Origin of the sequence: Nostoc sp. (assembly GCF_036919555.1) — a bacterium.
GTDB lineage: Bacteria > Cyanobacteriota > Cyanobacteriia > Cyanobacteriales > Nostocaceae > Nostoc.
In genome coordinates, this window is sequence record NZ_JBALCS010000111.1 from 1 (window position 1) to 22,567 (window position 22,567).

The 22,567-nt window shown below is 42.0% G+C and carries 21 protein-coding genes and 1 pseudogene; 6 read left to right on the forward strand and 16 right to left on the reverse strand.

All coding sequences use genetic code 11. The features are described 5' to 3' along the window. Positions 1–214: 214 nt before the first annotated feature. From V7K36_RS30720 to V7K36_RS30740, 5 genes are all read right to left on the reverse strand, one after another. Positions 215–1,516, reverse strand: coding sequence for an inorganic phosphate transporter (locus V7K36_RS30720; RefSeq protein WP_335121469.1), 1,302 nt, complete (start codon positions 1,514–1,516; stop codon positions 215–217). Positions 1,517–1,588: 72 nt separating this feature from the next. Next, complete coding sequence (locus V7K36_RS30725; RefSeq protein ID WP_335121471.1) at positions 1,589–2,635, reverse strand: zinc-dependent dehydrogenase; 1,047 nt, start codon at positions 2,633–2,635, stop codon at positions 1,589–1,591. Between the two features lie 90 nt (positions 2,636–2,725). Then, entirely contained in the window at positions 2,726–2,941 is a 216-nt protein-coding gene (locus V7K36_RS30730; protein WP_335121473.1) for a hypothetical protein, read from the reverse strand. 196 nt (positions 2,942–3,137) lie between these two features. Next, on the reverse strand, positions 3,138–3,503 hold the full coding sequence (locus tag V7K36_RS30735; RefSeq protein ID WP_335121474.1) for a PIN domain-containing protein: 366 nt from the start codon (positions 3,501–3,503) through the stop codon (positions 3,138–3,140). Positions 3,504–3,546: 43 nt separating this feature from the next. Next, positions 3,547–4,014: a helix-turn-helix domain-containing protein gene (locus V7K36_RS30740; protein WP_335121476.1), complete on the reverse strand. Its 468-nt coding sequence runs from the start codon at positions 4,012–4,014 to the stop codon at positions 3,547–3,549. A 164-nt stretch (positions 4,015–4,178) separates the two neighbouring features. Between V7K36_RS30740 and V7K36_RS30745 the strand changes: the two are divergent. Together V7K36_RS30745 and V7K36_RS30750 are read left to right on the forward strand one after the other, a co-directional pair. Next, a pseudogene (locus V7K36_RS30745) lies at positions 4,179–4,286 on the forward strand (FAD-dependent oxidoreductase); the annotation flags it as partial. A 198-nt stretch (positions 4,287–4,484) separates the two neighbouring features. Beyond that, positions 4,485–4,991, forward strand: coding sequence for a GNAT family N-acetyltransferase (locus tag V7K36_RS30750; RefSeq protein ID WP_335121478.1), 507 nt, complete (start codon positions 4,485–4,487; stop codon positions 4,989–4,991). Positions 4,992–5,065: 74 nt separating this feature from the next. Here the strand turns inward: V7K36_RS30750 and msrB are convergent, their stop codons facing one another. The 8 genes from msrB to V7K36_RS30790 all read right to left on the reverse strand — a co-directional run bounded on the left by msrB (position 5,066) and on the right by V7K36_RS30790 (position 13,036). Then, positions 5,066–5,560, reverse strand: coding sequence for a peptide-methionine (R)-S-oxide reductase MsrB (gene msrB / locus V7K36_RS30755; RefSeq protein WP_335121480.1), 495 nt, complete (start codon positions 5,558–5,560; stop codon positions 5,066–5,068). Positions 5,561–5,673: 113 nt separating this feature from the next. After that, positions 5,674–6,351 (reverse strand): peptide-methionine (S)-S-oxide reductase MsrA, encoded by a 678-nt coding sequence (msrA, locus tag V7K36_RS30760; RefSeq protein ID WP_335121482.1) that lies wholly within the window; start codon positions 6,349–6,351, stop codon positions 5,674–5,676. A 617-nt stretch (positions 6,352–6,968) separates the two neighbouring features. Beyond that, a complete protein-coding gene (gene dacB / locus V7K36_RS30765) occupies positions 6,969–8,432 on the reverse strand; it encodes a D-alanyl-D-alanine carboxypeptidase/D-alanyl-D-alanine endopeptidase (RefSeq protein WP_335121484.1) in 1,464 nt (487 codons plus the stop codon). A gap of 75 nt (positions 8,433–8,507) precedes the next feature. Continuing rightward, entirely contained in the window at positions 8,508–9,059 is a 552-nt protein-coding gene (locus tag V7K36_RS30770; RefSeq protein ID WP_335121486.1) for a tellurite resistance TerB family protein, read from the reverse strand. A gap of 838 nt (positions 9,060–9,897) precedes the next feature. Further along, positions 9,898–10,113 carry a hypothetical protein gene (locus tag V7K36_RS30775; protein WP_335121488.1) on the reverse strand — a complete coding sequence of 72 codons (216 nt, stop codon included), beginning with the start codon at positions 10,111–10,113 and terminating at the stop codon, positions 9,898–9,900. Between the two features lie 21 nt (positions 10,114–10,134). Next, on the reverse strand, positions 10,135–10,800 hold the full coding sequence (locus V7K36_RS30780; RefSeq protein ID WP_335121490.1) for a hypothetical protein: 666 nt from the start codon (positions 10,798–10,800) through the stop codon (positions 10,135–10,137). Between the two features lie 94 nt (positions 10,801–10,894). After that, on the reverse strand, positions 10,895–12,049 hold the full coding sequence (locus V7K36_RS30785; RefSeq protein ID WP_335121492.1) for a tetratricopeptide repeat protein: 1,155 nt from the start codon (positions 12,047–12,049) through the stop codon (positions 10,895–10,897). A 108-nt stretch (positions 12,050–12,157) separates the two neighbouring features. Then, the gene (locus V7K36_RS30790) at positions 12,158–13,036 is read right to left on the reverse strand and encodes a hypothetical protein (protein ID WP_335121494.1); all 879 of its coding nucleotides are present in this window, start codon (positions 13,034–13,036) and stop codon (positions 12,158–12,160) included. 463 nt (positions 13,037–13,499) lie between these two features. Here V7K36_RS30790 and V7K36_RS30795 point away from each other — a divergent pair, with 463 nt between their 5' ends. Further along, positions 13,500–13,754 (forward strand): hypothetical protein, encoded by a 255-nt coding sequence (locus tag V7K36_RS30795; protein ID WP_335121496.1) that lies wholly within the window; start codon positions 13,500–13,502, stop codon positions 13,752–13,754. A gap of 57 nt (positions 13,755–13,811) precedes the next feature. Here the strand turns inward: V7K36_RS30795 and ilvB are convergent, their stop codons facing one another. From ilvB to V7K36_RS30810, 3 genes are all read right to left on the reverse strand, one after another. Continuing rightward, positions 13,812–15,725 (reverse strand): biosynthetic-type acetolactate synthase large subunit, encoded by a 1,914-nt coding sequence (gene ilvB / locus V7K36_RS30800; protein ID WP_335121497.1) that lies wholly within the window; start codon positions 15,723–15,725, stop codon positions 13,812–13,814. 132 nt (positions 15,726–15,857) lie between these two features. Further along, positions 15,858–17,120 carry an MFS transporter gene (locus V7K36_RS30805; RefSeq protein ID WP_335121519.1) on the reverse strand — a complete coding sequence of 421 codons (1,263 nt, stop codon included), beginning with the start codon at positions 17,118–17,120 and terminating at the stop codon, positions 15,858–15,860. A 181-nt stretch (positions 17,121–17,301) separates the two neighbouring features. Continuing rightward, complete coding sequence (locus V7K36_RS30810) at positions 17,302–17,895, reverse strand: hypothetical protein (RefSeq protein ID WP_335121499.1); 594 nt, start codon at positions 17,893–17,895, stop codon at positions 17,302–17,304. A gap of 378 nt (positions 17,896–18,273) precedes the next feature. Between V7K36_RS30810 and V7K36_RS30815 the strand changes: the two genes are divergently transcribed. The 3 genes from V7K36_RS30815 (at position 18,274) to V7K36_RS30825 (ending at position 22,431) form a co-directional block, all read left to right on the forward strand. Then, positions 18,274–19,254 (forward strand): ABC transporter substrate-binding protein, encoded by a 981-nt coding sequence (locus tag V7K36_RS30815; RefSeq protein WP_335121501.1) that lies wholly within the window; start codon positions 18,274–18,276, stop codon positions 19,252–19,254. 9 nt (positions 19,255–19,263) lie between these two features. Next, positions 19,264–21,057 carry a sensor domain-containing diguanylate cyclase gene (locus tag V7K36_RS30820; RefSeq protein WP_335121503.1) on the forward strand — a complete coding sequence of 598 codons (1,794 nt, stop codon included), beginning with the start codon at positions 19,264–19,266 and terminating at the stop codon, positions 21,055–21,057. A 261-nt stretch (positions 21,058–21,318) separates the two neighbouring features. Further along, positions 21,319–22,431: a ferrochelatase gene (locus V7K36_RS30825; RefSeq protein WP_335121505.1), complete on the forward strand. Its 1,113-nt coding sequence runs from the start codon at positions 21,319–21,321 to the stop codon at positions 22,429–22,431. Positions 22,432–22,567 lie beyond the last annotated feature (136 nt).

Genomic DNA, 22,567 nt, shown 5'->3' on the forward strand with positions numbered 1-22,567 from the left:
AGTAAGCCGACTCGTGGAACCAGAAAACTCTAACTGTGAAGTTGGAATCACCCTGGCTTCAGCCGGGTGAGGATGTCAACAAAAATAATCTGCACAACATTCTAATGAATGAGCAGCAATTCTGCAAAAACACGCTTTTTTGGCGTTATTGCAGTCTAGGTTTAACTTTGAGTGCATGCAGTAGAGGAAAAAGTTAGGAAAATATTAATAATTCTTAGAGAAATAAAATCCTGGCGATGCTAAAGATGGCAGCGCTCAGGCCAGCACTCACAGGGATTGTAATTAGCCATGCGGCGGCAATGCCTTTTAGTGTTTGGAATTTAATCGACTTGATATTTTGCACTAGTCCAATACCCACTACACCACCGACGAGAGCGTGGGAGGTGGAGACTGGTAAACCTAGCCGGGAGGCGATGAGGATGGTGGTAGCAGTCGCAAGTTCGGCACAAAATCCACTACTAGGTTGCAAGGAAATAATGTTTTCGCCAATAGTGGCGATGACTTTTTTACCCCAGACAGCTAAACCACCAACAATACCAGCACCACCAAGGATTAAAATCCAAATGGGGATAGTGATACCATCTGTAGGTACGCTACCAGTGCGATTGATGTAAACGATCGCAGCTAAAGGAGCGATCGCATTTCCCACATCATTGGAACCATGAGCAAAGGCTACAAAGCAAGCACTCAATAATTGGAATCGGGCGAATAATCTTTCTACGGGATTGGGTATAGGGCATGGAGCATGGGGCATGGGGTATTGGGTAGATTCTTCTGTTTGCCCTGTTGTCGCCTTGTCTTCTAACTGTCGCCAACTAATGATTGTGAGTCCAACTGCTGCTACTGCACCCGTTAATAGTGGGATGTCGTAAGCAGGGATTGTAAAACCAACTTGCTCAATTACAAAATTGGTTAGGGGTTCAGTCAGCGATGGTAATACAATCACGCCGAATACACCTAGCAGTAGAGTACTCAACCAGGGAATCCACTCTTGTAACTGGACTACTTGATTGGGTTGATCCAAAATCCAGTGCTTGATTTGACTGTAGAATAAAGCAGCGATCGCACCACTAATTAACGGTGTCAAAATCCAGCCAATGGTGATCAAGCCAATTGATGACCAATCAATTGCATCTACTCCCAAAGCTACCCAACTAAATCCGGCGATCGCACCAACAACGGCATGAGAAGATGAGACTGGTAAACCGCGTGATGTGGCAATTTGCAACCACACACCACACGATATTAGTACCGTTACCATCCCAGTAACAAATATTTGGGGTGTAGCAGCAAATAAGGCGGGATTAGCAATTTTCGTCGCTAGAGTTTCTGTTACCTCATGTCCAAACAATACAGCACCCGTAAACTCTAATACCCCAGCAATTATTAGTGCCTGTTTGAGGGTGACAGCTTTGGAACCTACAGAGGTTCCCATTGCATTAGCAACATCGTTTGCTCCGAGATTCCAGGCGACGTAGAAAGCTAGTAGAGCGACTGCAACTTGGGTAATAAGCATTTTTTTGAGGCTGATGGCGAAGCAGGGGGAGATGGAGGAGAAAAAGTGCTTCCTCGTCCCCCTGATCTTCTTTTACGGATAAATTAAGATTTTATAAGTATCCGGTGTGGGTGCGATCGCAACTTCCACAGCTGCTGATAAATCTTTTAATGGATAGCGATCGCTAATCAACGCTTGCACGTCAATCTGCTGATTAAATACAATCTCAGCTGATAGACTCTGAAGCCGATAAGATGAGCTATAACTGCCTATCAAGTCAATTTCTCGACGGTAAAGAATATTGGGATTGATGGAAATTTCTAACTCATCAGGGAATTCGGCGAAAAACAAGATTTTGCCACCTTTGCGGGTACAATCAAGTGCTTGAAAGAAGGCTTTCTCACTAGGAACAGCCAGCAAGGTAACATCAACACCCATTCCACCAGTTAGAGCATGGATTTTGGCTGTTAAATCGCTGTCACGAGCATCAAAAGCCGCCTCTGCACCGACACTCAAGGCTTTTTCAATTCTAGAGGGCAGTAAATCGGTAGCGATCGCTTTTGCTCCGAAATACTTTACTAACATGATAAACATTAACCCAATTGGCCCAGCACCAGTAACTAATACAGTTTGTCCTGGGGCAATTTGGGCTTTTTTCACAGCTTTCAAGCAGCAGTTAGTCGGTTCTACAAAACTCGCTTCTTCAAAACTGATGCGATCGGGGATGGGAATTAACCCACCGTTTTGCACAATATGTCCGGGAACCTTGACATAATCGGCAAAACCGCCGCCACTGGCGTTAAAGCCTGCGGTTGTGGAGATGTTTTTGTAAATATCGCACATGGAGAAATTATCATTTAGGCAGTAGGCGCAACGCATACAGGGGATGTGGTGCATTACTGCTACCCGTTGTCCAACTTGCCAACCTTTGACATCATTGCCTAATGCTGCGATCGTGCCGGCAGTTTCATGTCCAAAAATGCGCGGCGGTTCATACAGTGGATAACGAATTTTTTTAATATCTGACTGACACAACCCCACAACCCGCACCTGTACCAGCACTTCATCTGGTTCCAGAGTTGGAACTGGGATATCTTCGTAAGACAGTTGATTGACGCCTCTAAATACTTGTGCTTTCACGTTGGTTTTTCACCGCTCAACGATACTAGATGTAACATTAGCAGTCAACGTTAGGCTATCAGTTTTGAGATTTATGTGTTTTAGTTAGTTCTAGTTCTTGTTGTAAGCTTTGTTCAAATATTTGGAATGCCTCAACATCCGCCGCTGAAGATATCCCCCAATACCGCCATTCTCAAGCCTGAGAATCTCACCCCGGTTGTCCTTAGCAGTAATTGTTAAAATTCCCTCTTTTTGCCAAAGTCGATACCGTTCACCCTCAAAGCATCGACCACCTTCTGGTGCTTTCTTTGCAAATTGACTCTTCAAAGCTTTTTTGGCAGTTTGCACAATTTCGTCAGAATAAAATTGGCAGCGAATACTACAAGTAAACTTTGGTACTCTATTCTTTCTTTTTAAATTATTTTTTTCTAACTTGTCAAGGGTCTCAGGAACACTCCTTGGAACTTTAAGCGCATTACACTGCTCCCAAATAATTTCAATCATTGTTCCTGGATGTTGCTCATCAAGGTAAACCAAAAAAATCATCTGGATGCCAAGCCTCAATATCATAACCAGCTAAAGCATCTACAGGAAAATGTTTGAGGTTAGTAGTAACAATGACTTCTGCTTTAGCAACTATAGCAGCAGCGACAACATGGTGATCGCCTGGATCGTTTGTCATCGCTGCAACTAAATATTCTGGTACTTCTACCATTGCATCAGGAAAGTTTGTCTTGATTTGTTCTTGAAAGTATGCAGCCTGAGCATCTGTTTTCATTCTTCCATCTTTTACGAGGTTACGAGTAGCACCATCCAAAATTTCTTGTGAAAAATGAAGTTCATATAACTCTGCCTCAGCAGCACGCATAAGGGTATCACACAAAGGCATAGGGTAGATGACACAGGAATCCAAAACAACCGAGAGTACCATTTTACTGATCTAATTTGCTACTCTCTTCATCATAGAACCCCTGATCTTCTAAAAACTGAGTAAATTGCTTAAGTCCTTCCCTACGCTTACTATCGCGCTGTTTCTTATATTTCACCAAATCATCAAAACGAACACGGCGATGTGTTCCCACCATAATATGGGGAATTTGCCCCTGTTCTAATAATTTAATCAGATGGGGACGTGAAACTTTAAGAAAGTCTGCTGCTTTTTGAGTTGTCAGTTCTCGATCCTGAATAACTACAGATACCACTTTACCTGATGCCATTGCATCAACAGCTTGACGCAACACCTGATACACCGAATCAGGAATGGAAATTTCTTCTCCTTTGGCTCCTACTAGTTTCGTCTGGGAGCCTTCAATTTTAAGTGTGCGCTCCAGTTCCTTTATAGATTGCGCTTCTTGTTCTGGAGGCATTACAGACTCTGAAAGCACGCTATGCTTAGACATCGTGATTACTTCCTCCTGTGTTATGGGACGTTACGTCGTCAATCTTATTCACCATTTTATCATACACACTACATAAACGAAATATCCGAAAAATAAAATAAATTATCTTGTCTGAGTCCAAACTATCTGAAGAAAATATGTCGAAAACTCAGAGAGGTTAAGCGATGGTTCATCAGACATACACGGCTGATGTCTTAGTTGTCGGTGGGGGAACCGGAGGAACTGCGGTTGCTATCCAAGCGGCGCGACGGGGAGCCAAAATTATTCTGGTGAGATAGTGTAGTAATCTGTCAAGTTTGATTTGATCGGTTCGTAGTTGATGCTGTCTTCGCTAAAGCGCAAACTACGAACAATCCGCACCCCTCAATTATTTATTGACAGACTACTAGGGTGTGTTACGGCTTTCGGAACGCTGTTAACGCTGTATTATTTTTGAATATTTTCTCAAGATTTTCTCTAAAACGGTAGCAATGACTATTCGCCATGCAACTGAAACTGACTTGCCTGCTATTGTGGCAATTTATAATGCTGCAATTCCTAGCCGGATGGCAACCGCTGATTTAGAGCCAGTATCTGTGGAAAGTCGCCTTCCTTGGTTTAAAGCGCGATCGCCTTCACAACGCCCACTTTGGGTAATCGAAGTAGAGGGGGTAATTGCTGGATGGCTTAGTTTCCAATCCTTTTATGGGCGGCCCGCCTATAGTACGACTGCCGAAATTAGTATTTACATAGCCCCTAACTTTCATCGATGTGGTTTGGGACGACAACTATTAGCACAAGCAATTAGCGAAAGTCCTAGTTTGGGTTTAAAGACCCTAGTCTGCTTGATTTTTGCCCACAATCAACCCAGTTTAAAACTTTTTGAAACATTTGGTTTTGAACATTGGGGACATTTACCTAAAATTGCCGAAATTGACAGCGTTGAACGGGACTTAGTAATCATGGGACTCAGAATTATTGATACTCCCACAGCTTGAAGTTGTGGGATTGCAAGGTTTCAGTGAATCTGTTCATTTCCGATACATCTACCCTGAATAGAATTGGTAAGACTTTAATCTTGAATGAACTTCATCGCCACTCCATTCATACAGTAACGCTTGCCAGTAGGCGCAGGTCCATCATCAAAGACATGACCCAAATGCCCACCACAACGATGGCAATGTACTTCAGTTCGGGTTGTCATAAAAGAGTTATCTACTGATGTACTAACTGCCCCATCAATAGGTGCATAAAAACTAGGCCAGCCTGTGCCGCTGTTGAATTTAGTTTTAGATGTAAACAATGGTAAGTCGCAGGCAGCACACTCATAAGTCCCTTTAGCATGTTGTCTATCAAGTGGGCTGGTGTTAGCTAGTTCAGTATCATGTTTCCGCAGTACAGCGAACTGTTGGGGCGTTAAAATCCGGTGCCACTCTTCGTCAGTTTTGGTGATTTCAAACTCATCTTTTGTAATTGCCATAACTTCTGACCTGCTTGTTAAATATCGTGATAACCATCCTGCACCAACAATTGCTGCGCCAGCTTGTAACAAATATCGTTTTTTCATAATTCCGTGGCTGATTTAATTACTTGAATCATTTGCATGAGCGAAGAAAGTTTTTCAAGTCAAGGTGATAAGTATTGAACAATAGCAAAAGTATCTTTGCCAAAAAGTCACACCTACTTATACAGATTGGGGAACTGTGATTTTAGTTGAGCCAACTTTGGTAAGTCATTCACCACTACATAGGGATAATTTGGATTGCGGTCAATAAAGTCTTGATGATATTTATCAGCCTGATAAAAACCCTTCAAGGGAAGTAGTTGAGTTACTATCTGCTTATGAAAGATGTGTGCTTTGTTGAGTTGATGAATATAATCAAGCGCGACCCGCTTCTGCTCACCGTTGGCAAAAAATATGACTGAACGATATTGTTCCCCTGAATCAGGGCCTTGTCTATTCAACTGTGTTGGGTCATGTGCCACAAAAAAGTAAATTTTTAGCAGCTGACCATATGATATTTCTGATGGGTCATAGGTGATTTTTACTGACTCAGCATGACCCGTCAAGCCGGAACTGACAACTTCGTAGTCTGCTGTTGCTGCACTACCACCAGAAAAACCAGAGATAACATCAGAAACACCTTTGAGATGCTCAAAAACCGCTTCCATTCCCCAGAAGCATCCACCAGCAAAAACTACCGTCTGTTTTCCCTTCGCTGTAGAATTTGAGATATCGGTAGCGGGATTAGGAAGGATTGCTCTCGACGGATCACGCACGAGTAAAACAGATATCAGCGAAATGATGGACAAACTAACTAGTAAGTATCCCTTGAGGAGAAAACTGCGATTTGACATAAAATAGCTGATTTTTTCTGACTGTAGTCATCACTATAGGATTAATTTCTGAAAGCAACATTAGAGAAACATTAGAAGTTGCCGAGATAATGCTTTTCTCAGTAGCCATTTTGTAGAGCTTTACCAATACGGTTCGATTAACATTTTAAGATTTTGAATATCCCCCCAACCCCCTTAAAAAGGCTTGCTCATAACCCTCTTTTACCCCTTTAGAATGGGGTCGCCACAGGCGGGTAAATATTAACTGATATTGACCATCAACCATATCTCTAGAGTAAATAGTGCCAAAAATTTCCCGGAACTTCTCTCTAAACCCTTGTAGCTTAATTTGTGAATATAGTTACAATACCAAATCAAAACTATTAATTAAATGTTGAGAACTTCTTTGTTGGTAGTACTGATATAATTGTCGTTATAAAGCAGACTGTAACTGCGCTTAACTATTAAATATTATTGTCTTTGTGTTAATGCACAAGTGATAGCTCGGAGTCTAGTGCCTTGTTGTCAATAAGTTACTGCAGAACTAATGTTCTGATCATCCTATACTGCGATCGCTTCAATTAGTTACCAGAGTAAGCAAATGTAGAGACGCGAAATTTTATATCTCTAAACATTTGTTAACAATGCTGCAACTGTGTCAACAACACAACAATTTCATCAATAGCTTGCCGCACAACTGTTGCAGATTGCTCCGATTGATTCACAATAATACTAAAAACCAACGGCTCATATTTAGGTGCATTCATATATCCAGATAGAGAAACCACACCCGTTAACGTACCTGTTTTTGCTTGGACAATGCCCTCAGCAGGTGTGTTTTCAAAGCGGCCTTTCAAGGTTCCACTTTTACCCGCCACTGGTAAAGATGCGCGATACACATATCCTGTTGGTGTTCTTGCTATTCCTCGCAAAGTTTGTACAAAAGCTTCTGGTGTTACTAAGTCACGACGTGATAAACCCGAACCATCCACTAAAACATAATTTGCTGGATCAACTCCCAATTGAGTTAAACTTGCTTTGACAATTTCCAAACCGACATCAGCGCTAGTCTGATTTTTCACTCTGAGTTTTTTCACAGCTAATGCTCTCAGAAGTGCTTCAGCATAAAGATTATTACTATTCTGAAGAGTTTCCATTAATAATTCAGATAAAGGTGGCGACTCTACAAATGCTATTTCCTTTTGATTAACACCACCAGTTACTACTAATGTCTGCCCCAAGGTAATTTTTTCTGTTGCCAAAGCAGTACGAAAGCGCCGTAAGAAGTAATAATTAGGGTCAACTACAGGTAAATCTATTAAAGAAGGTTCAGAATTCGTTGTCAGTTGTCCTTGAATTCGTAATACTGTTCCTGATAATTCGCGGGTAACGTTGACGTAGATTGGTTGATTTTGGGCAACGGTTACTGACTGATTAATTATCCGCCATTCTTTCGCCTCGCCAGCATCAATCCACAGCACTTGTAAAGATTTACCTACAGCCTGCGGTACAAGTTTTAAGCTAAAAATATTTTGATTCAGAATAAAGCTACTAACTGGTGCGCCATAGTCTGACTGCACATCTTCCCATTGCCAGGTAGGGTTAACAATATCTCCTTGAATATAACTATCATCAGCTATTAATCGCTGAATTTGAGTAATACCTTTCTGTTTTAGCTGCTGTGCCAATTTTTGCAGTTGAGTATCACTTAAGCTCGGATCTCCTCTACCGACAACACGTAAAACACCATTGCCATTCTGATAAATTGAGGTGCGAATCCGAAAATTAGCACCCAACTGCTGCAATGCAGCTGCTGTTGTCAGCAACTTCAGGTTAGACGCGGGAGTAAAATATTTCTGAGCATCCCGACTGTAAAGAGTTTGCCCGGTTGACAGGGGTTGTACCAAAATTCCCCAGCGCCCCCGACTGAATAAGGGACGATTGATTACAGCATCTATAGCTGTTCCCAGTTGGGTAGAGCAAATTGATTTTGTGGTAGTTGTTGGTGCAACTGGGGTTTGTGCTTTAGCTGCTGACTGGGTAACACTAATTTGAGTCCCCACAAACAGCAGCATCAAGCCAAGAGAAATTTTTCTGTTCATCACATAGTTCTTAAAACTACTTGATGATAATACCTTGGTGTGGCATTTTTTTAACGTTAGTTCGATGGGAGGAAATTAACGCTTTCCTTTGGATTTTTGTTTTTCCTCTTTTTCCTCTTCCTCATCTTCCTCGTCTTCCCCGTCTTCCTCGTCTTCCTCGTCCTCCTCGTCTTCCTCTTCTTCTTCGTCTGCTCCGAATACTTCGTCTATAAGTTCTTGTGCTCGCTTGTCTGAAATTTTCAAGGCTTCCTGAAGCTCAGAGATATAACCCTGTTCTGCTTCGGGTACTTCTTCATCAATCCCTACCACTAAAATAGCTGTAATGTATGCAGCTTCTCGATAATCTTTATTCGGTAAGGATTCGATCGCCTGCTTGATTAGAACTTCACCTTCTTCTTCTTCTAGTAAGCTGACGACTTTCTCGGTCAACTCTTCATAGTCTTCATCAGAAAAATCTTCAAATTGGGAAACGGCACCCAACATTTGACTCAAACCGTATTGTTCTTCTATGGTTATACCTTCACCATCAGCAGCTGCGGAAAAGAGTCCAATAACTGCGATCGCAACTTGTGGTTCTAGAGCAACTGAACTGGTGCTACGGCCTTTGGGCAACTTGCGTTTAGACATAATTATCCTTTAAAGGTTACGTGATATTTCAGGAAGTAATACCTTGCGGTTTAGAAAGCTTCCTAAATTTAGGATTCCCAAAAGAATCCCGAAAAATACAAACCTATTACTTGTTAATATGAATATTTATTTCGCAAAAAATACGCAGAGGGTACATTCCTCAATGTATAAAAATGGTTAAATTTCCTTGAATTATCAAGGTTTTTAGGACTTTAACCTCTCTCCTAAGAGGAGAGAGGCTTTGAATCTTACTCCCTAACGCTAGTAGGGAAGCAGGGTGGTTTCATACCAGCAGAGAAAAACTAAAGCTGGGTTTCAAAGCCTCTCCCCCCGTGGAGGAGAGGTTTGGAGAGGGGTAAAAAGCCATGCCACAAAACGAGAAATCAAGACATATGTATTTTTCTTTTTTCGGATGAAACCACCCTGTCCAACGCTAGTAGGGAAGGGGTTGGGGGTTAGGTCTGTATTGAACTCAACTGCAAACTGCTATAATTGCGTCTTTACCTCTATTTACTTCTTTTCTTATCTCTAGGATAATATTGGCGCTTAGTGATCAGAAAACCTATGCCAATAAAAAACAATGTAGCTAAGACACTCAACAATAAAGAGGCGTAAAAGGGATGGGGTGGGTTGTTGGGAGATATCGCGGTTAGGGGTTGGTTGATTCTACTCTTAACTTATAAAACCCTGACCATTCTCCCGTCAGAGGCAAAGGAGTTATCTATTCCAAATTGATACTTACCCATTCAATCTTATTAAAAATCCGTAGTCGCACCACCTGAGCCAGATTATCTAAATCAGTTATAGACTCTGGTTCAAAACTTACATAATAACTCATTTAATGCTCTATCCCATACCTTTTATACACTTCTGATGCTGGAATAGTAGGTCTTCCTTCTAGCCGTTTTTGCCGTATTTCTAATAAACTTTGCTTGAACGACTCTTTAACTTTGTTTCCCTCATCAGGATCACCGAAGTATTCATCTAGAATTTCATCTACTGTGTTCCGGATAAAGTTTTGTAACTGTTCTGTCGTCATGTCTTTTATTTGCATAGTTTCTCCGAAAAACTTACTTTATTTACGTTTGGTAATCAGCCAACCTAAAGCGATAAATACCAAGGTAGCAATGATGCTTAAAGTTAACGACGCATAAAGGGGATGTTTTTGTATTAACGGGAGATTAATTTTATCAATGTGTGTTGTGAATACGCCAGAGGCGATCGCACCACCGCCAAAGCCTATACCTAATATTTGAATTGTGTTTTCTAGGGAGCGATCGCTCTCACTTTGTTCTGTTTCTATTATACCGCGAATTGTATCAACGAATTGTCCAAACAATTCTTGACCTGGAGTCAAATAGTTAATATCTGTTTGTATTTGTTCTTGCCATTTTTTACAGTCTTTATTAATAAATTCTTGCCAGGATTGGGGACTATTTCCGCTATCAATAGTTTGAATCTTCTCTAAACAAATTCTGTAATTAGTAATATTAGTAGTAATTGCTGTGTGGTGCGTTTGTAAATCTTGCAAACATCTGGTGTAATCAAAGCTTTTTGTAGGGATTTTTCCCATTAAGCTTTTTAAGCCAGATAATTGTGTTTGATTTTTAGATATCAGGCTGTTAAATTTTTGGATTTTATTTTCTAATTCACTATAACTTGTTCTCGCATTTCGGTAGCGTTGACGAGCTAGTTGATAAATGTAAAGTATTTTGTGGTAGCTACATAGGAAATTTAGCAACCAGTTATATGCTTCTGCTGCAAGTGTTGCTGTTGCAGCTTGACTATTATTAATGACTATTAAAATATGACATTGTTTGGCAGGATTATCTGGTTCATTGGTCTAAGATTTCCTCAATATGCAGAATTTCTGCTAACTTTTTTAGGCGTTCTTCTAGCTGATTCCGCCATTGGATTTTATCTTGGTCTTCCTGGTTGTAGTAGTCATTAAAATATTCATTTCTCCAATCGTTAAAGTCATCTAAGTCTTGTGGATGAGAATGCCAGATTATTGGCTTGTTGTTGTCGCGGGTGATGATGAAAGTGCGAAAACAATCATTAAAAATATACCACTGGATAATTGCCGTTTTGTTCTCTAAAAGGTTTTGAATTTCTCCAAAGTGGATGCTGCTACCAAGTAAAGGCAAATTTTCTGGACTTTTTAATGTTGCTTTGGTTAACAGTTCTACTAAATTGCGGGTTTTACTACGTTCAATATATTCTATTGCCTCGCTGTCTCTTGTCAATGCTAGGCAAACTTCCACCATGCGTCTATAAAGTTCATTCCATTCTTCTGCTTGTTTACGCTTGGCTTCTTCACCAGAAACAATTTCACCCCGCAAAGCTTCCACTATTTCTATTGCTTTAGCAAAGGTATTGTAAGCTGAGTCAAACTGTTTTTCATCTTGGTATAAACTGCCGAGATTGAAAAAAGTTTCTGGATGGTTTTGGGAAAACGCGCTGCGGGTATATACTTCGAGTGCAGCAGAATAAGCTGCGATCGCTCTTTCTACATTCTCGGCTGGTTCACCCCAGATTCTCTTACGATAAGTATTTCCCAGATTGTTTTGCGTCGTTGCCCAATCATGAGGAAAGGCACTGTAAGTACGAACTTCCAGTGCAGCAGTATAAGCTGCGATCGCTCTTTCTACATTCTCTGCTTGATTACCTACTATTCTTTCTTTGTAAGCATTCCCCAAATTATTTTGTGCCGCCGCCCAATCATAAGGAAAGACACTGCTGGTGTAAACTGACAGTGCGGCACTATAAGCAGCGATTGCCTGTTCTACATTCTCTGTTCTTTCACCTAATATTCTATAAAGGTAAGCATTTCCCAGATTATTTTGCGTACCTGCCCATTTTTGGGGAAAGGCACTGCGGGTATATACTTGGAGTGTGGCACTATAAGCAGCGATCGCCTGCTCTATATTCTCTGCTTTATCACTTAGTATTTTGCGAAAGTAAGCAGTCCCCAGATTATTTTGCGTCATTGCCCATTGTTGGGGAAAAGCAGTGTGGGTATAAACTTCCAACGCCGCACTGTAAGCAGTAATCGCTCTTTCTAAATTCTCTGCTCTATCGCCTGATATTTTTTCAAGCTAAATATTGCCCAAATTATATTGCGTCATTGCCCATTGTTGAGGAAAAGCAGTGTGGGCGTAAACTTCCAGCGCCACAGAGAAGGCAGCGATCGCTAATTCAATATTATAGGCTGGTTCTCCTAATATTCTGTCAGAGTAAGCAGCCCCTAGATTATTTTGCGTAGCTGCCCAATTTTCTGGAAAGGCACTGCGGGTATAAACTTCGAGTGCAGCAGAATAAGCCGTGAGCGCTCGTTCTAAGTTTTCTGCTTTATCACCCAATATTTTCTGACTATAAGCAATCCCCAGATTATTTTGTGTTACTGCCCATTTTTCAGGAAAGGCGCTGCGGGTGTAAACAGTGAGTGCGATTTCATAGCCAGTTATAGCAATTTCGGTGTTGTTCGCTTTATTACTTAAGGGCAATTGCTGAATTAGATTACTAAAATTTCCTATGACTCTGGCAATGTCTATTGCTGCATCTAGTTCCGTTTCTGCTAGGGTATTTGTTGCCCAACGGCGCAATAAATCAGCAAAAATATTATTGAGCTTATTGGTATTTGCTGCCAGCAATGGGTAAATTACTTCAGCATTGCCGTTGCTTTCTGCTATTGCTTGCAGTATTTCTATTAAAAATTGCCCGTAAGTCTCTATATCTTTTTGAGTGATGGGGGTAGTTTCTGGGGTAGTGAGATATGTTGCTAAGTTTCTCAACCACTCGGCAGTATTTTCCTCTCCCTGCTGGGCAAAATGCTCTGCTGCTGCTACAACAACCTGCACAAAGTCAGCATCTAGCAATTCTGTATTCGCTGCTAATATCTCTGGTTCTTCCCCATTAGGGCAATTTAGCAGACTTTCAATCAGCTGGTAATAAGCTTGTAGACGCTGTTCATTCATAATCAGGTGTGAGTTAGACGCTTCTTGATGAAGCTTCAACAATATTATCCTCAATTTCCGAAAAATTAAGGGATGAAAAGTTTTAGATCCTCCTTAAAAAGGCTACGGTGTACACGCAAGTTATTGAATTACCCCTCCCTAACCCTCCCCTTGTAAAGGTGAAGGAACTAGATAGATTTTCCAATTTCCCTCCTTTCCAAGCTGCGGTGTATACACAAGTCTGAAATAGCTGATAAATCTGGATTTTACCCCACCCTAACCCTCCCCTTTACAAGGGGAGGGAACTAGATTTCCTATTTCCCCCCTTTATAAGGGGGGATTAAGGGGGGTAATTCGACTTGTGTGTACACCGTAGCTTATAAAGGGAGGGAATTAGATGTTCTAGTTTCCCCTTTCTAATGTTATTTTAGCGTTCGCATATGTGATTTCGGCATTCGCATTTATTATTTCAGCGATCGCATATGTGATTTCAGCATTCGCATTTATTATTTCAGCGATCGCATTTATTGATTTGGAGTTCGCATATATTGATTTGGCGAACGCAATTGCTATTTTAGCGATGCATACGGCTGGCTACGCCTACGCGTTTGTTATTTTGCCAGTCGCATTTATTGATTTGGCGATGCCTAGGTTGGGCTACGCCAACGCAATTGTTATTTTGGCGATTGCTATTGCTGATTGCACTTATTCTCAAACAAAAAATCGAGCTGGAAAATGAAAAACTCCACCCACTCTTGGGATGGAGTTTTTGGGCATTCAGAATTATCAAAAAGCGTTACAACTTTGTCCCACACTCAGCGCAGAAGTTGTGGGTAGGAGCATTTTTTGCACTACAGTGGCTACAATATACTGCTTCTACTGCGGATTTCGGTGGTTGCTTCTGCAAGCCGACCATTTGAGCGTTGCTCTTGCCAGGGATTACCATTGGATAGCAGTTTTCGTCTCTGGTGACGTGGGCATTCACGATCACCGGGCCATTATGTGCCAGCATTTCGGCGATCGCATCTTTCAATTCACTGCGATCGCTGATTACCATACCCTTAATCCCATAGGCTTTTGCTAATAACTCTACGTCTGGCATCCCTACTTCCATGTTTGAGCATGAGTAACGCTCACCATAGAAGGCTTGCTGCCACTGGCGCACCATCCCTTGCCAGCCGTTATTGATAATTATTGTCTTGACATTTATCCCATACTGTGCTAGTGTGCCTAGTTCCTGCAAACACATTTGGAAACTGGCATCGCCGCTAATACAGATAACTTCTTCATCAGGAAACGCCACTTTCGCGCCCATTGCCGCAGGTAAGCCAAAACCCATCGTTCCCAAACCAGCACTAGAAATCCAGCGTCTTGGGCCATTCTTCAGGAATTGTGCTGCCCACATTTGATGTTGTCCGACATCTGTGGTGTAGAAAGCGTGGGGTGCTTGGCGACTGACTTCTACAATCACTTCTTGAGGTGAAATGCTGTCGGCATGGTGCGGCACTATTAGAGGATACTCTTCGCGCCAACGGTTAACTAAATTTAACCACTCTTGGTTTTGATTCGGTGTAGCCTTGACACCTGTTTCTTGGCATCGACGCAACAAGTCTACTAAGACGTTCCGCACATCGCCGACGATGGGCACTTCGGGAACGCGGTTTTTGCCGACTTCTGCGGGATCGATGTCGATGTGAATTACTTTGGCGCGGGAGGCGAATTCGTCTAATTTGCCTGTAACGCGATCGTCAAATCTAGCACCGACGCAAATCAGCAAGTCGCAATCACTAACGGCGAAGTTAGCGTAAGCAGTGCCGTGCATCCCTAACATTCCCAAAGCTAGGGGATGATGTTCGTCAAATGCACCGATCCCCATTAAAGTTGTGGTGACAGGGATATTGAATAATTCAGCTAATTCTTTTACTTGTTCATGGGCACCAGCTGCGATCGCACCACCACCGACATACAATAGCGGACGGCGACTTTCAGTAATCAACTGGATCGCGGCATTAATTTGCCGAGGATTTCCCTTGACTGTGGGACGATAACCGCGTAACTTCACTGAACCTGGTTTCACAGGTACATAGTCAAATTCTTCTAAAGCTACATCTTTGGGGACATCAATCAAAACTGGCCCCGGACGCCCAGTGCTAGCGATGTGAAAGGCTTCGGCGACAATTCGCGCCATATCTTTGGGATCACGCACTACATAGGAGTGCTTGACGATTGGTAAGGTAATTCCGTAAATATCAGTTTCCTGAAACGCATCTGTACCAATCGACGGACGTGCTACCTGTCCTGTAACCACAACCATCGGGATCGAGTCCATGTAAGCTGTGGCGATGCCTGTCACCAAATTAGTTGCTCCTGGGCCAGAAGTGCCAAAGCATACTCCTACTTTCCCTGTGGCACGGGCGTAACCATCAGCAGCGTGGGCTGCACCTTGCTCGTGTCTCACGAGAATGTGCTTCATAGCGCCAGTTGCTTGCACCTTATACAGGTCGTCATAAATTGGGAGAATTGCCCCACCAGGATAACCGAAAATATAATCAACGCCGTGGCGATGAAGACTGTCAAGTAGAGCAAAACCTCCAGATGCACGTTTGGGCACGACTGGGGGGCTAGAAGTACGAGACTGTTTGTGATTCTCGATTTGTGGCAGACTAATTTGGGAAGGCGATTCTCCTGCGGAGACACTTTGTGAACGCACGGTCAAACCTCAGACTATAGCTAAAATTAATGCTGAATTCTGTAGTTAATATTTCATTTTAATTGAAAAGCTCAATCAAAATCTGATAAATTTATATATCAAATATAAAGCTAGATTATTAGCCTACATTAATCAAATTACGTCTTGCAAAACATTGCGGGTATTTTTCCAAGCCCAAACCCCGACAACTGCAACCACAAGGCTCATTCCTACAAGTACAAATCGCAAGCCCAGAGCATCAGTTAATGGCCCAGTAATCGCCAGAGGTAAGGCTAGAGCGATGTTGACGGCATGATTTTGAAAGCCAAATACTTTACCGTGCATGGTAGGTGGTGTTTGCTGTTGAATCAAAGTTTGCATGGGCACACCAATTAAGGCAGCACCTATACCCAAAAATGCACATAGTCCTAGCGCCAGCAATAAGTTGTGTGTAAAAGTGAACACCCCTAAAACTAGTGCAATCATCAAAAATCCAACTAAAGGTAGGGGCTTGTGATGAAATTTATCACCCCAGTGACCTAAAATCGCCGCACCAAATACCATACCCACCCCTGCTGCTGCTAAGAAAAAGCCAAACTGTTTTTCTTTTAGACCAAACTCCTCAGCTAATCGAATTGTCAGCACTGTTAAGGCTGCAAACACACAATATAAAGTTGTCAGTTGCAGCATGGCGTTCAAGATCAAAGGGTTTTTCTTGAGATAGCGCAGACTCTCGGTGAATTCAGCCCAAGGGTTATTTGATGCCCGATTTTGCTTCGGTTGTTTGGGTTCTTTAAACTTAATCGGCTGGATGATCGCACCCGATAATATGTATAATCCACCAACCACAAGCTCTTGACCGTATTCTTCTCCCATCAAACTTTTCGCCAAACTCAAAATCGGCTCTCCGATCGCAAAGCCAACAATTAAAGCTCCCATCATCGTACTGGTAAACAGTGCATTGGCTGCCAACAAATTCTCTCGCTTCACCAATAAGGGAATGGCTGCTTGTTCGGCTGGTGCAAAAAACTGCGTCACCGTGGAAATAGCAAAAGTCAGGATTAACAGAATCACGAACTCTCGTGGTAACAAGGGAAGACACAGCGTTAATATTCCCCGCACGACATCCGAGCCGACCATAATCAGCTTTTTTGGGAAGTGGTCAACAAAGATCCCACCGGCAGAGCCGAACAAAATTGCTGGGATTGTAAACGCCAGCATCAAAGTTGAGTACATCGAGTTTTGTGCCAACCCAGGAAGCGGTGGGTAGTTCTCCAAGAGAGCAATCAGCAAAACGAAGAAAACCTTATCTGCTAACTGGGACAGCAGTTGCCCAATCCACAGGAGCATAAAACCACGGTTTTTTAGCAGTGCGCTAAACCCGTTATTAACAGCAGCAGGTTCAGTTGGAAACATTAAATACTTTCTTTGGGTAGATGGGCATTGGGCATTGGGCATGGGGCATGGGGCATGGGGCATTGGGCATTGGGCATTGGGCATGGGGCATTGGGCAGAGAGGAGAATAAATGCTAACTCCTAACTCCTAACTCCTAACTCCCCACTCCCTAACTCCTGTTTACTTACTCCATTGTCCGGATTAATTTGCTTCATAGCGCTTTAACAGCATAAGCAAAAACTCATCTGCTGTCAGACGACCTTTGGGTGGAGAAATACCAATGGATGAATCTACCCAGCAGCCTTGTACAGTTTGGGGGGATTTCCACATTGACAAATGATCAACTGCTGGCTGTGCATAAAAATTATTTTGCCCACTACCTAGCAAACAGGAACTCCAATGGGTGAAATAATCATGGCTCATCCGATGAATCGGAAAATTACCCTGTAGTGGTACTCCCCATCCATCTATAGCAATAAACGCTTTGACATGACCACCTAAGAGTTGCCACAAATGTGCTGCTCCTATTGCCCCAACTACGCCAGCACTAAAGCTAATGAATATAAGTGGTGATTTTAGCTGATCGTCCAAGCGATACCTGCGGTGAGCTACGCTAACGCGCAAAAACTCCAAGATGTGAAATGCTGATAAAACCAAAACATCTTTACCCGGATAAATCAGTATATTTGCGGTGGTAGGGGCGATCGCGCCATTAGAAACTAAATCTAACAATCTTGCTCTAAAGCTTTCAGTTAATTCTGATTCATGGATTCCAGGGCAAATAATTATACTCATCTGTCTATTCTGAAAATTGGGCATTGGAAGATTTTCTCATAAGGCTGTGACCGCCCAGGTCGCAGTGAAGCACGAGTCCTTTTACGTCGCCCGAAAGCTTACCCTCTAATGACGAAACCTGGGCGCGAATTACGAAAGCAATTGCAAACCGCTTAAACCACAAGTGCTTCGGCTTTTCTTAGTGCCATTTCACTCTAGACCTTTTGAATATATTAATGCTTATACCAAATCTATGTGAGCCTGGATAGAATAATTCTCTTGTCAGGCATGGAATTTCAAGTGTTTTATTCTGTGCATCTTCATAGAGAACTGGTATTAATTGAATAGCTCCCGTAGCGTTTTAAATTTCTCATAATTTGGTTAAGGGGAAAATATTCTATGTTTAAACTACTTAGATACGTTAGTATTTTTCTCATTACTTCCTGTTTGCTATTTGCTTGTCATGCTTGGGCACCGACTGAATTCAAACCCCCTCTCTTGAAAGTGGAATTTGCATCTTTTGTTGGAGAGTATCCAGGCATCATTGCTCAAGAAAAAGGATTCTTCAAAGCCCAAGGGGTAGATGTGGAACTAATTCATAAACGATACACCAAATTGGAACAAGCAAATTTCAGTGCGGGTAAGTATGATGGGATTACATCGTCTTTGGGAAGTTTTATCATCTTAAGTGCCACAAATCCTGATATACAAGGCGTGCTCGTTATAGATGAATCAACAGGAGCAGATGTGGTAGTCGCCCAATCAGAAATTAAAATCGTCGCTGACTTGAAAGGGAAAAAACTGGGCGCAAATCTAGGCGGTTTTAGTGAAGTTTTCGTGATTAAGATGTTGAAAACTGCCAACTTAACCAGCGATGATGTGAATTTGGTTAAATTAGAGGCTTTAGAAATTCCTCAACGCCTAAAAAATAATGTTATTCAAGCCGGACACACTTGGGAACCCCATCTTTCTGAAGCTATTAAATTAGGGGGACATATCCTATTTACCAGCAAACAAACCCCTGGCTTGATTTTAGATATGATTATCTTTCGCAGTGATACAATCCGCGATCGCCCCGAAGACATTCGGGCATTTGTGCGAGGATGGCTGCAAGCCTCGACCTACTGGAAAGCAAATGTTCAGGAAGGAAACGCTATCATCAGCAAAGCGTTAAAAATTCCTAGCAATACACTCTCTCTGGAGGGAGTAAACCTAACTGATTTAGGTGAAAATAAAAAATTATTTCAATCTAGTAACCCTAACTCTATCTACAAAACTGCCAAGATATATGCAGACTTTTTTATCCGCTCTGGAAACGTAACGCGCATTCCAGAGCTAAAAAGTTTGTTTAATTCTTCCTTCTTGAACCCTGCCTCCTAGTTTAAAACTATGCAGCACTCTCTTTTGGGCAGCATCCGTACAAAGTTGATCGCCTCGTTTCTCATTGTTGCTTTGATTCCGTTGCTGTTATTGACATTTATCAACAAACAGACAACTGAAAAAGCACTAACTGACGACGCTCGACAAGCCCTATCTGTGGCGGCTAACGAAACCACTAACAGAATAGATGCTTTTATTAATGAAAATCTCAGTGCCGTGCGCGTAGAGGCGATTTTACCAGGTTTGGCACGCTACCTTAGCCTAACTCCAAAACAACGAGATGACAGTCCCGAAATGCAATTGGCGATAGAAACATTAATCCGTCTCAGTCGCAAAGATATGCTCAATATTCTCTCCTATGCTTTGCTCGACTTAAACGGAAAAAATGTATTGGATACAGATACACCGAACATTAGCAAAGATGAATCAGTTCAAGATTATTTTAAAACACCACTGCAAACTGGGTTATCCTTTGTTTCTAGCATGAAGCTATCGCCGATAATTCCTGACCTTGTTACCCTCTTTTTTAGCAGTCCGATTCGCAATGCCAAGGGAGATATATTGGGTGTATTGCGTGTTTCATACAATGCTACTGTTGTTCAGCAGTTAGTAACTCGACAAACTGAACGGGCTGGGGCAAAATTTTTTGCTATTCTTTTAGATGAAAATAATATTTATCTGGCACATAGCACTGCACCAAAACTACTTTTTAAATCAATTGTGCCTCTGCCTTTCGATGTTGTAAACAAACTGCAACGAGAAGGGCGTTTGCCTAATTCTCCTGTCAAAGAATTGGCAACTAATGAGTCAAAACTTAAGCAAGCATTGGATAAGAAAGAGTTGTATTTAATTGCATCTTTGTCAGCAACAGGTAATCAGGTTAATCTGATTGCGATCGCTCGTTTAAAATATAAACCTTGGTCTGTGTTGTTCGCACAGCCTCTTGCTGTTGCCCTAGCACCCGTAGAAAAGCAAATTCGCGACGCAATGTTTCTATTTGCATTTATCGCTTCAGTAGTGACGATCATCGCTTTTGCCATTGGGCAACTGCTAACAAAGCCAATAATTTATCTTACCAATATAGTTTTCCAGTTTACCGCAGGTAACTTAGATATCCGCGCCAAAATTAGCTCAAAAGACGAAATAGGTCAACTGGCGAAATCGTTTAACAATATGGCATTTCAGTTACAAACATCTTTTGAAACTTTGGAAAAACGGGTACAAGAGAGAACAGCAGAGTTAGTAATTGCTAAAGAAAAAGCAGAAGATGCAAATCAGAAACTAGAACAACTGGTAAATCTAGATGGTTTGACTCAGGTGGCTAACCGTCGCTGCTTCGATGGACGACTGCAAGCAGAATGGAAACGCCTTGCACGAGAACAACAACCCCTGTCACTGATTTTATTAGATGTTGATAAATTCAAATCTTACAATGACTACTATGGTCATCTTGGAGGCGATCATTCTCTAATCAGAATAGCGGAAACAGTGAAACAGATAGTTCGTGATCCTGCTGATCTAGTAGCGCGTTACGGAGGAGAAGAATTTTCGGTACTCCTCCCCAATACTGACTTAGTAGGAGCGATCAAAGTAGCACAAAGAATTCAACAAGCAATTCACGCTCAGGCCATTCCCCATATACAGTCTGATATTAAGGATATCGTCACAGTTAGTTTGGGTATTACTTCTGTCATACCCACTTGCGACATCAAGCCAGATACACTCATCGCTTCAGCCGATAAAGCACTGTACAATGCCAAACACAAAGGGCGCGATCGCTATTGTACTTATTTAGATATATAACGCCGTGTGCGACTTTCTCTCAAACCTAACCGATAGCTTGATGCAACAACTCTATTCTTTTTGATGATGAAACCGAATTTCTAAAAAAATGTCATAAATAATACCTAATAACCACGAAAGTCTTACTTTTGATGTATTCTTTTGATTTTCCCACCTATCCTATCCCCCTGGATGGGATAATAAGTTAGTAGTAAGGAAAATGTGCAAGCTATTCCCTAACTTTATATCTCTCTGCACTCTGGTTATATTGAGGAACTCATTGTGGTTGCCACGCCGGAAAAAATACAACATACCCACGAGCAATTATCAGGTAAAGACCGTGTAGCCGTACTGCTTATGGGCTACGGCGAAGTCGAAAGCTACGAAGATTTTGCCAACTATAACGAACAGGCTTTAAATCTACTGACAGCAAAATTTGCTCCAGTACCAACCTGGATTTATCCCCCCCTTGCAAAACTTTTGGCGCTATTTGACCGCCATGAGTGGGGACACACACACCACGATTTTATCTCCCCACACAATGCCATCTTTGAACAGCAGCGTGCTGGGATTGAGAAGCATTTACAAGAAAAATGGGGTGATAATGTTCAAGTTTTCAAGGCTTTCAACTTCTGCGCCCCTTTCCTACCTAATCAAGTCTTGGCAGAAATGAAAAACCAAGGCTTCGATAAGCTGCTAATCTATCCACTGCTGGTTGTTGATTCTATCTTCACCAGTGGTATTGCGATCGAGCAAGTTAACAACGCCCTAGTTGAGTTAACTGATGGTGAAGAACACTGGGTTAAAGGACAGCGCTATATTCCTTCTTTCTTCAACGAACCAGCCTACATCGATTTAATGGCTCATCTGGTTGAGGAGAAAATTGCTGATTTAGCCGCAGCTTATCTACCTTCTCAAATCGGCATTGTGTTAATGAACCACGGTTGTCCCCATAAAGCTAAAGGATTTACTTCTGGGATTGCCGAAAGTGAAGCGATGTATGATTTGGTTCGGGATAAGTTGATTAATCATTATCCCTTAATCTCAGTAGGTTGGCTAAATCACGATACACCTTTAATTGATTGGACACAGCCAAATGCAGAGCAAGCTGCAAATAACCTGATTCAATTAGGTGCGAAAGTAGTGATATTTATGCCAATTGGCTTTGCCACAGAAAACCACGAAACTTTATTGGATGTACACCATATCATCCATACTTTAGAAAAACAGCATCCTGGTACGAACTACGTGCAAATGGCTTGCGTCAATGACCATCCAGAATTTTTGGCGATGGCGGCCCAATGGGCTGATGCTCATATTGCACAGCTGTTGTCAGACCAGACTTTGGCAGTTAATCCCCAACTAGCTGGGCATCATCATCACCACCATCATTAAGTTTTGTAGGGTAGGCAAAGGCTTTACCTATCCTACATTTATGGTGTACTCAGTTGACACTCCCACGCTTTGAAGCGTGGGATTTTTGATTTAAAACTGGGCTTTCTCTTTGCCTTGCTTAGGTCTTATATCTTCA